Consider the following 10,639-nt stretch of genomic DNA (forward strand, 5'->3'; position numbering starts at 1 on the left):
CATGATATAATCATATCATGCTTTTAGAAATCAACCAGGATTTTTCTAAGACTGTAGGCGGCCGCATCCGCTGCCGAATTCATCCCCACGCCTGAAGTCGGGGGCTTTCCTCTCGTTTTCCGGTAACAGACCCACAACTCCATGCTAGCTAAACAATTTTGGACACTCAGACCCGCAGCCCCAAGGACTGCGGTGTCTGTCCAATTTAGTATGGTCAAGCTAAAAATTACCAAAAATATGGCGGATCAGGCCGTTAGGTAATTGGATTAAGTAAAATAGGCAAGCTGAATATCCTAAATGCTATTAGCCAGCAACTCCAGCTCAGCGCGATCGGCGATCGAGCGGTCAGCAACTCCCAAAGTCCTTGCTCGCAAGGATTTTAGCAGCCAGCGAACCGATCGGCACTCGTAGCGTTGAAAGTTGGCGTTGACGGGTCACAACCTGACCTCCGGGCGCAAGCCCGCCTGTCAGGTGCTAGTAGTTTTTAAAGCAGTTTCTTCAGTTTATTCCTAATTTCCCTTAAGGGATGTGTCTCCGCTGCAAGGAGTTTTTATGAACCCCTCTCCCAACCGGTCTTCCAAATCGTCCAAATCTACTTCAAATCGCAAGGCTCAGCCGAGCGAACAGGCCGTCAATCCGCCTAATGATCCAGATTCCATTCCTGAGACACCAGACGAAAGTTCGGTGCCTTCGGCGTTGGCTGCACCTGTTGACCAAAATCAACCGGCAACGCCAACCGACGCCCCAGCGTCCAAGGATAAGCTGCAACGACCACGCTACAGTTCTGCCCTCGACAAGGACAAAACAAAGCCACAAGACCAGCCCAGCAATGCTCCTGCCCCCCCGGCGCCAGCAGCGTCTTCGACACCTGTCAGCGATACTCCAGCCCTAGCAGTCGCACCGCCCACAAACGCCGAGCCTGCCGCTAATGAAAGTCAGGCCGCTGAGGACATACCCTCAGTCATGCGCCAACATCCCATTCCCCCCCCCAGCGAACCCAGACAGTACCGAGCTGTTGGTTTGGTGCGGGGCCGCTACACGCCATCAGAAGAGCAATTCACCCGGGGTATGCTGATAGCTGCCGACGGAACTGCCATCGACGCAGTTTTGCTGGGTAGAGTTATGAGTTTAGTCAAAAATCACCTGGAGCTGGAACAAGAACACCTGTGGGTGGTCTATCCCCGCACCAGGCAAGAAGACGGCAACTTGCACGCCCAGATTATGGGGGTTTGGGAGCCGGAAACGCTCAAGAAACCTCCCGAACCTTCCTCTGATGAGGAAAGTCAGGAAGCAGCGGAGATTGAGGCTAGCGGCGAAGCATCGACCGCATCTTTGCCTCCCTCGGAACCTGATGTTGAAGATGGCTATTTTTCGATTAGAGGTGAGGTGATTTATCAATCCCAAGACGAAGAAAAGTATGTCATCGTCAAAATCAAGCAAGCTCCCCGCAAGAATGACGACAAGATGAAGTTTTTTAAGTTGAAACTCAAGGGAGATTTAGCTACAAAGGCGATCGGGTTTTTTTGGGATTTCCACGTCAAATTGAAAGCTGAGAGTCTGATGATTGAGCAGGCTAATAATATTGGTGCCCTGCCGATTAAAAAGCGGAAATTCCCCCCTGGCAGCAAGCCACCCGGTGGCTTCAAAAAAGGAGGGAAGCGTCCGTTTACTCCTAGACCCAGCGGTGACGGTGCTCCTGTAGGGCGTCCTACCATCAAATCCGCAGCAGCAGCACCACCGCCTGTCCCCAAGGAACCTCTTCCTAAGCCGGTTAAGAAGCCTAAGCCGATCGAGCAATAAAAAATAGTGAAAGTAAAAATGCAAGATTAAAGGTTAAAAAACTTTTAATCTTGCATTTTTAGTTGAGCTGCTTATTGTACTTCTGTACATGAGCGAGTAGGCTCTGCGCTACCACCTCGCCAATTTGAACAGGAACAGCGTTTCCGATTAAACGACCCAGTTTGCTGAAACAGACACGCTCGCCAGGAGCTAGGAAGCGGTAGTTTTCGGGAAAAGTCTGAAGGATAGCGGCCTCTCTCAGAGAAATTGCACGATCCTGTTCCGGATGTCCGAACCGACCATTTCCGTAGCCGAAGCATTGAGTTGTGATCGTTGGAGCCGGGGCGTCCCACTTCATACGACCATACACGCTAGCATAAGTTTGTCCGGATTTCTTACGATGACATGGTGCCAGCAGTGAATCATCCCAGTCATGCCATGTGCCTCCGGGTTTTGAGGCTCTGATTCGGCGGAGGTTCAGGTCACTTAGTGAGGATGCGGTATGAAGTGCGTCATTTGGATCGGAGCATCCGGCTGCTAAGGCGGGTAGATGGGAAATCGCCTCACGCACAGTTGTGCACGATCGTCTAGAAAAGATTGGAGGTACTAATTCTACTGGCCCGAATCGGGACGCTAGCAGCACAAGCCGTTTACGAGTCTGTGGAACTCCATATTGAACACAATCTACAATACTGCAACTGGTCGCATAGCCTTCGAGGTTCTTCAAAAAATCCTTGAAAACTTCATGCTCTAAAAGCTGTGGCACATTCTCCATCGTTACGAAGTCGGGTTGAGTCTCCCGTACCAACCGACCGAAGTCGGATACGAGAACCCACTTAGTGTCCTGGCGTTCCTGGCGCCCCTTACGGCTGTAAGTCGAGAATGGTTGGCAGGGCGCGCAGCCTGCCAGCAAACGCAATGTCCTATTGCCAAAAATATCTGCAAGTTGGGAACCAGATAGCGAGCTGACATCCTGCTGGACGAAAAGGGCGTCGTTGTTGCTCTGGTATGGGAAGCGACATTGTGGATCGATGTCGATGCCCGCAACAACCTGAATACCTCCTCGGATCAGTCCATGCGTAAGACCGCCCAAACCGCAAAACAGATCGATGCAGCTAATGGCTGTACTTCTGCGATCGATCTGAGGCTCTTTGCCATTGTGAGCGCCGACCATAGTCTCATCTGGATTCATGCCTTGGCTCATGTAGGTCGGTTCTCCGGCATTAGGAACTCATGTGCATCGATCGATAACTTGAAGCAATTTACAACCTCTCTCAGATACAATGCTGTTCGTTCAGTGAGGTCACGAAGCTGGCTAACAGTAATATTATTGCCACTCTCTGCAAATGATAGATTACCGTGTGCTAGTTTGTTCCGAAAACTTTTGATCAGGGAAAGTGCGCCTTGGTCATCCCGAAATGGTTGTTTGACAGCACGATTAGCGTGACGACTTATATTTAAGGACAATCCTAGACGTTTACTAAGTTTGTAAATCTCCTCATCATCCCAATTTCCACCTCCACCTTTTTCAACTTCAAAAGTTGATATGGGAAGTGCTTGCACTAGGTGTTCGCAGAGGTTCAATGCAGATTCCAGGCGATTCTCGTAGTTGAGATCATTATGGGTACGTGCGGTGCATCGCACCCACTCGCGGCGCAACTCAATGGACAACTCATTGGGCAGCGATCTGTTATTAACCACTGCCTTAGATACGGCATCTACGCACCGAGTAATAGTTGACTCGACAAGATTGTAGAGCTGTAAGTAAACACTCGAATAGAGGATTTTCTGCTGTTGCGGAGTGATCGTAGCTTCCCCGATTTGTGGAGGTCCTCCCTGCACTTGTTCCTGTATAGACTCAAGCAGGTCAAGGTAAGTTTCAATTTCCTGTAAACGCTCTTCAAAAGCTTGGCTCAAATCCTCCATCCTCAATCTCCAAGTAAACGATCGCGAACAAAATGTATACGACCCCTGAGTCTGCGTATTGCGTTCGCACCGTCGGCGCCGGTCACTTTTGTAAAGTCCTTGCTGTTCAACCATTCTTCAACTTTGAGCGATTGGTTAGCTATCTCAGGCCGTTGCTGAAGTGCTAGATAGCTTCCAATGGCTATAGCTTCAAAACGCGATCGGGGTGTCGCCTTACCTTTAGGTGTTTTGCTGAAGCCCGACGGGAAGTTGCGCGATACAAAGTCTATCATGTCCATGAAGCGTTGCCGGTAGGACTCAATTTCTGCTGGGTTCTGTTTAAAGCGATCGTTCATCTTCTTCGTGTAGGTGAAAAGAAATGGCGACACTCTGTCTTTATATGCTTCTAGCCCATCACCGTATGCGAAGAATCGTGTAACGAGCTCTTCTCTCTCGCGCTCCAATAACAGTTTCTTGGATAGCGGCGCAAGTTTGACAAAGGTGGGCTCTTTGGCGAGTGAAATCACAAGATCCAGGAAAGCACCTCCTAACGCACCTCGACGCACCTCAGCCTTGTTCGCGACCTTGCTTCCTGTGTTAATTCGATCAAAAAGATCAAATCGTGCTTGCTCATCGGCGTGTTCATTGAGCACGATCCCCCTAATGGAACGGTTCTTGATTTTTAGTTGCCGAGATTCGGGGAGATCTTTGAATCGAAATCCGGTCAGTAGCGATAGTTCTTCCAAGTCACCTAGGGGAAAGTCACCAAGAACGAACTCCTGAATTGTTCTAAGGCGCTGTGAACCATCAACAATTTCAAGCTTACCTGTTGACGGGCTTTCCCAAAAGAAGAGGAAAGGGATCGGAAGTCCCATCAATACTGACTCAATGAACCGGGATTTGCGCTCTGGTTCCCATGTGAACTCGCGCTGGTAGGCCGGAATCTCAAAATCTCCTTTCTGCATCTTTTGGGCCAGAAGCTCAATGGAATATTCCGTCAGATAGAACTCAATTCTCTTTGTGTGTTCAAAAATCTGTTTCTCAGCAGCCGCAACTTCCTCATCAGTGAACTTAGACTGGTTTTCGTCGATCATCTTTGAATATCCTCTCGTGGTTCATTCAATTTATAATCCGTGACTTTAGTCTAGGAACTGTCTATTCGAGCCTCACTTGTGCGCCCCACAAATCTTGGGGGAGAAATACTCGGTCGGTGGGTAGGGGAGCAACTGGGGCCGTGAGGGTAAATTGACCCGCTTCAATTTGCTGCTTCAATTCCAATGCTACTTGCCGGGACAGAAACATACTCGCAAGGGGGGCCGCCCGTACTGGTTTGCCCTCAATGAGAATGCGGCCAGTCTTTAATTGAGCGTAACTAACTAAACCGAAGGTTGGACGAACGCGCCGGGGGATAGAGAAATCTACCACCGGCGCTACTATTTTTTTGTCTGATACTGCACAGTGGGCGACGACTGTTTCGTTTAAGACGGGAAAGGGGATGCCGACTCCCAGCATCAGGGATGGGCCGTAGTTTTTGAAGTAGCAGCCGCGTACCCATTTCGAGTTCATCTGTTTGGCGTCGCCGATGAGTGCGAGGGTGGCAGCGGGGCCGATGGGGGTGCGGTTGGGCTGGCGTTTTTGCAGCGGGAAGTGCTGGGTTCCTTCCCATGTGATGTAACCCTGAGCGCCTCCTAGGAAGATGCGGGTGCCGATGCCGATGATTTCGAGGTCGGGGTCGTTGAGCAGGGGAGACATGGCTCCAAGGTTCGAGTAGACGGCGTTGCCGAGGTTTGGTTGCAGGGGGCCGAGGTAGGTGAACAGCGGGCGATCGCCTCCATTGACGCCAACAATAAAGTTTTGATATGCGTTGCGGGGATTGAATAAATAAAACTGGTTGATTGTATCGCGGGTAATCGTGGTTTCAAAGGAGGCGCGGGGGTAGCAGTCTGTTACTTGTCCCAAGGCTCGCAACTGCACGGGTTTGCCGGCTATTAAGTCTTCGATTACGTGTCCGCCGCCCCGTTCGCGGGATTCTTCGCCGTCTTCGGCTACTTGGGTGGCTCCCAGGTACAGGTCTACTGCCCCGAAGCCGGAGTAGGCTAAAACGCCGTCTAGCCAGCACTGGCGGATTTTTATCGGGGGGTCGGTATGGCCGAGGTTGATGATTGCACCGGAGGATTCCATCGGCTCGAAGGTGCCGGTGGTAATCACATCGACTTCTTTGGCTGCTTGGGTAATGCTGGTTTCTTGAACTCTAGTTTTGAGTTCTTCGATCGTCCAGACTGTGGCTTTGCCCTGGCTGATTTTATCGTTGATTTCGTCGATCGATCTCATATATTTTAGATTTTAGATTTTGGATTTTAGATTTTGAATTGATTGATTTTGGAGTGGTTTTGATTTTGGATGGATTTTAGATTGATGGATTGTCGATCGAGCTGGTTGTTTGAGATAAAAGCAATATATTATAACTGAGATGTTGCACCATTCTCAATAAGCCTTTTATGAACAGGCAAGATGCCTGTTCCACAAGAAAATTCACTCTTTGTGGAACAGGCATCTTGCCTGTTCTTGATAATGAGGCAAGATGTAAATTCTAACGGATACAATAACAATATCATAAATCAAATAAAGGGCGATCGCCATGACTCAAGCGATATTAAAACCTGTCACCTTCGATGAATTTATTGACTGGTATCCTGAAAATTAGGTAAACCGTTACGAACTGCACAATGGAACTATTGTTGAGATGCCTAAAGCAACCGGAGAACCTTCAGAAGTAGCCGGCTTCCTGTGCCTGAAGCTAGGGATTGAAATCGAGAGGCTAGGGTTGCCCTACTTCGTTCCCAAAGAATGCGTTGTCCAGGCTGATAATGAGCTATCTGGTTACGAACCGGATGCGATCGTTTTAGACAGGCAAGGGACGGACAGCGAACCGAGATGGAAAAAGGAATCTATCATTACAATGGGTAGTTCTGTCCGGCTAATTGTCGAAGTTGTCAGTACCAATTGGCGGGATGATTATGGCTACAAATTGGTGAATTACGAAGCTTTGGGCATTTCTGAATACTGGATTGCGGACTATTTGGGACTTGGCGGGCGACGCTATATTGGCAATCCTAAACAACCTACTTTTTCAGTTTACCAGTTGGTTGACGGTGAGTATCAAGTCAGTCAATCGATTTTAGATTTTAGATTTTAGATTTTAGAGGCGACCCCACGGATAAATGCGGGGGTTTGAGGATTTTCGATTTTAGATTTTGGATTGATTCCACGGATAAATCCGGGGGCTTGTACCCTCAAGAAATTCTTGGTCTGTTTCGGGGGAGTGATAGGGTTGTGTCACCCACATTGGGGCAGTTTAATTTGACGGTTAAACAGATTTTTAGCGCCGGCAGAGATGCGGTATAAAATGCGAGGCTTGAAGATAGTTATTTAAGGGCATTCATACCATAATTTTCCTAAACTTGTAGTGAATACTTCTGGCCTATAACTGGGAATGAATAAGAACTGAAGTCCTTACAAACCTTAACTATTGATTTTCAGGAGCGTCCTTTTCTACACGATCTGGGATGTCGGGTTTGTGTTCTGGCGACTTTTCGGATCGGCTTTCGGCGACTTCTATAGATTCATATTCTTCATGGATAGCAGAATCGATTGCTGCTAAGGTTTTAGGGCTGGCACTCCACTGGTTTAGAATATCTTTAATTAGGGCTTCCCTAATCCAAACTTGAGCTACAACGGTGAGGGGGAGAGCTAGCAATAAGCCTAAAAATCCAAAGAATGTGGCGAAGAATACTTGAGCTATTAATGTTACTGCTGGCAGCAGTGATACTTGCTGTGCCATGACGTAGGGGGTGAGGAGGTTGCTTTCAAATTGTTGAATTAGAAAGTAAAGAATCAGCACAAAACCGGATTTTAAGGGAGAGTCTAAAAGTGCGATCGTCATTGGGGCAATGACGCTCAAACCAGGCCCGATATTGGGTATTAGGTTCAGCAAGCCGGCTAATACAGCGTGAGCTAGAGCTAGGGGAACCTGCAATATTGACAAACCAATTAAACTCAGAAAAGTGATAACACTCATGCTAATTAAAGCACCGATTACCCATCGACCGAGAGCTATTTCGCATTCATCTAAGATGCCATCGACTCGTCGCCGATAGAAAGAGGGAAATAGTTGGATGAATGCTTTGCGGTAAGAGAGAGGTTCTGCTAATGTCATCAATGTCAAAACTATGACGAGCAAAAAGCTGAGAATAACGCCTAATGTGTTACCGACAAAGGCTCCTGCACCGCCGACGAGTTGGTTAAATAGGGGTTGCAGTTGTTGGATAATATCGTTAATATCAAGATTCGGCAGTCGCTGACCTATTTGTCCTGAAAAGCGAGCCTCAAATTGATCTATCCACTGATTTAATCTTTCTATTCCTTGAGGTGCTCTTTGGGTAAGTTGTTGAAACTGTTGGGTAAAGGGCGGTACAATTATCAGGAATAAGCCTACGAATACGAGGATTAGGAAGCTAACTGATAAGAGTACGGCGATCGATCTTTTGAGTCCGAATTTTTGTAAATACCGTGCTAGCCTGTTTAAGGCGGTGGCTAAGACGACGGCGGCAAACAGCAGCAGTAGGGCCTGCCTGATTTGCCACAGGATGTAACAAGATGTGATGAGGGCTAATAAGCCCATCCACTGTCCTAGCTTCATTAGATTTTAGATATTAGATTTTAGATTTTAGATTGAGGAATAGGGTATGGGGCATTACTGGTTGCTAATTGCTCTGCACCCCTGAAGCGATGAATCGCCTTTATATCAAGATACAGCAGATGCGCGCGATCGCATCTTTAATCAGATACCCCTACTCGGACATTAGCATAAGCAGCCTCCTCAATTCCCTTTGGCGAACACCTGCTGCGCTGTCAGCTTCAATTCTGGGAAAGTTGGGGACTCAATACCCTCGCATCCTCTGAACAGTTTGACTTGGTATTCCCCGTCAATTAGTTGGTAAACCGAAAAAGTGGGTTGTTTGGGGTTGCCAATAAACCGTCTGCCGCCCAATCCTAGATAGTCTATAATCCAATATTCCTGAATACCCATTGACTCATATGCCTCAAGCTTTAGGGCATAATCATCACCCCAATTAGTGCTAGTTACCTCGACGATTAGGGGGACTGATGAACCCATTGTGATAATTGATGATTTTTCCCATCGCGGCTCGTTTGCAATGGTTTGTTCGTTAAGTACAATAATATCTGGTTCATATCCCGATTCCTCGCGCATCGGTTTGATGACGCATTCTTTGGGGATGAAGTAGGGCAAATTGAGACGCTCAATTTCAATTCCGACTTTCAGTGCGGTAAAACCTGCCACTTTAGAATGTTTACCTGTTGCTTTTGGCATTTCAACAATTTCTCCATTGTGTAGTTCGTAGTGGTGTTCTGAATTTTCAGGATACCAGTCAATGAATTCATCGAAGGTTACTAATTCTGTTATGGTTTGAATCATGGTGAGTGCCTTGAGTTGGGTTGTGTTTGATAGCTGTACGGGGAATTAAGATTTTGGTAAAAACACAGTCTTTAGACCTAGTGTAGAGCGCACTTTTTGATGGCGTCTCTACTGCTGCTGTTGGCGCGATCGCCAGCCGAGGATAGCAGCTAGGATGATACTGGGCGTAAAGACGGCGATTAGGGCGTTGAGGTCGGTAGAAGGGATGGATAAGCTAGGCCCTGCGTACTTGATGGCCAGGGAAAGGGCGGCGGATAGGGTGAATACTTTGATGATGGGGCTGATGTTGGTGTTCATGGACGTGGTAGTTGGTTGTATAATTAGGCATTGAGATTATTATCGCAAGTATTGTGTTGCGGCTGCGATCGCGCCTTAGAGTTTTTAACAGGAAAGAGGCGATGAATGTTGTTTTAAACCCAGAACTTGATTGAGGTTCGCATGATGACACAGACACTTTTACAGCCACTAGACCAACGGTTCATTCACTCCGGGATTAGCTGGCAACAGTTCAAGCTAATTGAACAGGGGTTTTCTGAGTCCCCTGGCATCAGGTTGTTTTATTACAGAGGAGAGGTAGAAATCTTGGCAGTTTCGGAAGACCACGAAGCGATTAGTCGCACCCTCACTATTCTTTTGGCTCTTTACTTTGACATCAAAAATATTGAATTTAAACCTACAGGAAGCCGGACTCTAGAAATAGAAGGCGAAGCTTCAGCACAAGCTGACGAATCATATCTTATTGGTAGGTCAACTGGAACTCCTCCCGACTTATCTGTAGAGGTTATCTTCACTAGCGGTACTGTCAAAAAATTGCAGCGCTATCGAGTATTGGGAGTTGCTGAAGTCTGGTTTTGGGAGGATGGTGTATTGGCTATGTATCGCTTGGGTTCTGAGGGTTATGAAAAAATTTCTTCAAGTGTTGTTTTGCCAGATTTAGATATTAATTTACTGTGTCGCTGCTTGCTGATGGCTTCGAGTGTGGAAGCGATGAGGGAGTTTAGGAGGGGAATTTCTGGTTAGGGCGATCGCACCTATTTTTTTATGCTTAACTGGATTTAAGTGTGTTGGCGCGATCGCCAGCCGAGGATAGCAGCTAAGATGATACTGGGGGTAAAGACGGCGATTAGGGCGTTGAGGTCGGTAGAGGGGATGGATAAGCTAGGCCCTGCATATTTGATGGCCAGGGAAAGGGCGGCGGATAGGGTGAATACTTTGAGGATGGGGCTGATGTTGGTGTTCATGGACGTGGTAGTTGGTTGTATAATTAGGCATGGAGATTATTATCGCAAGTTTGTGCTAAGCCCGGAAGTAATAGAAGATTAGCAGAGGGGCAGGATTGAGAGCAAAGTACCAAACCTTTGTTTTTTTGCCAGATAGTCGATTTTAACTGACATCTTGCAGCAATATCAATAAGAGGATTTTTCGTGGGGTCGGGCGGGTTTATAGAACCTATTTGCA

At 47.5% G+C, this 10,639-nt stretch carries 11 protein-coding genes and 1 pseudogene; 3 read left to right on the forward strand and 9 right to left on the reverse strand.

What is annotated here, in order from left to right:
* Positions 1-552 precede the first annotated feature (552 nt).
* Entirely contained in the window at positions 553-1,800 is a 1,248-nt protein-coding gene (locus QUB12_RS35105; protein ID WP_333144573.1) for a hypothetical protein, read from the forward strand.
* A gap of 58 nt (positions 1,801-1,858) precedes the next feature.
* On the opposite strand, the gene QUB12_RS35110 is transcribed toward QUB12_RS35105, so the two are convergent.
* The 4 genes from QUB12_RS35110 to QUB12_RS35125 all read right to left on the reverse strand — a co-directional run bounded on the left by QUB12_RS35110 (position 1,859) and on the right by QUB12_RS35125 (position 6,015).
* Positions 1,859-2,983 (reverse strand): DNA cytosine methyltransferase, encoded by a 1,125-nt coding sequence (locus QUB12_RS35110; RefSeq protein WP_333301060.1) that lies wholly within the window; start codon positions 2,981-2,983, stop codon positions 1,859-1,861.
* Positions 2,980-3,705, reverse strand: a complete 726-nt coding sequence (locus QUB12_RS35115) for an MAE_28990/MAE_18760 family HEPN-like nuclease (RefSeq protein WP_333310748.1) — start codon at positions 3,703-3,705, stop codon at positions 2,980-2,982. The genes QUB12_RS35110 and QUB12_RS35115 overlap by 4 nt, the downstream gene beginning before the upstream one ends.
* Positions 3,706-3,707: 2 nt before the next feature.
* Positions 3,708-4,778, reverse strand: coding sequence for a DUF262 domain-containing protein (locus QUB12_RS35120; protein ID WP_333310750.1), 1,071 nt, complete (start codon positions 4,776-4,778; stop codon positions 3,708-3,710).
* Positions 4,779-4,839: 61 nt separating this feature from the next.
* Positions 4,840-6,015, reverse strand: a complete 1,176-nt coding sequence (locus tag QUB12_RS35125) for a homocysteine biosynthesis protein (RefSeq protein WP_333036886.1) — start codon at positions 6,013-6,015, stop codon at positions 4,840-4,842.
* 307 nt (positions 6,016-6,322) lie between these two features.
* On the opposite strand from QUB12_RS35125, the pseudogene QUB12_RS35130 reads away from it, so the two are divergent.
* A pseudogene (locus QUB12_RS35130) lies at positions 6,323-6,856 on the forward strand (Uma2 family endonuclease); the annotation flags it as partial.
* A gap of 354 nt (positions 6,857-7,210) precedes the next feature.
* On the opposite strand, the gene QUB12_RS35135 reads toward QUB12_RS35130, so the two are convergent.
* The 3 genes from QUB12_RS35135 to QUB12_RS35145 all read right to left on the reverse strand — a co-directional run bounded on the left by QUB12_RS35135 (position 7,211) and on the right by QUB12_RS35145 (position 9,478).
* On the reverse strand, positions 7,211-8,383 hold the full coding sequence (locus QUB12_RS35135; protein WP_333144578.1) for an AI-2E family transporter: 1,173 nt from the start codon (positions 8,381-8,383) through the stop codon (positions 7,211-7,213).
* Between the two features lie 180 nt (positions 8,384-8,563).
* On the reverse strand, positions 8,564-9,181 hold the full coding sequence (locus QUB12_RS35140) for a Uma2 family endonuclease (RefSeq protein WP_333310753.1): 618 nt from the start codon (positions 9,179-9,181) through the stop codon (positions 8,564-8,566).
* 108 nt (positions 9,182-9,289) lie between these two features.
* Complete coding sequence (locus QUB12_RS35145) at positions 9,290-9,478, reverse strand: hypothetical protein (protein ID WP_333310755.1); 189 nt, start codon at positions 9,476-9,478, stop codon at positions 9,290-9,292.
* Between the two features lie 141 nt (positions 9,479-9,619).
* Between QUB12_RS35145 and QUB12_RS35150 the strand changes: the two genes are divergently transcribed.
* Positions 9,620-10,201 carry a Uma2 family endonuclease gene (locus QUB12_RS35150; RefSeq protein ID WP_333301058.1) on the forward strand — a complete coding sequence of 194 codons (582 nt, stop codon included), beginning with the start codon at positions 9,620-9,622 and terminating at the stop codon, positions 10,199-10,201.
* Between the two features lie 35 nt (positions 10,202-10,236).
* Here QUB12_RS35150 and QUB12_RS35155 read toward each other — a convergent pair whose 3' ends face one another.
* On the reverse strand, positions 10,237-10,422 hold the full coding sequence (locus QUB12_RS35155) for a hypothetical protein (RefSeq protein ID WP_333310757.1): 186 nt from the start codon (positions 10,420-10,422) through the stop codon (positions 10,237-10,239).
* 23 nt (positions 10,423-10,445) lie between these two features.
* A partial coding sequence (locus QUB12_RS35160; RefSeq protein WP_333310758.1) for a hypothetical protein occupies positions 10,446-10,639 on the reverse strand: 194 nt, incomplete at its 5' end.

The organism is Microcoleus sp. B7-D4, from assembly GCF_036705125.1.
GTDB lineage: Bacteria > Cyanobacteriota > Cyanobacteriia > Cyanobacteriales > Microcoleaceae > Microcoleus.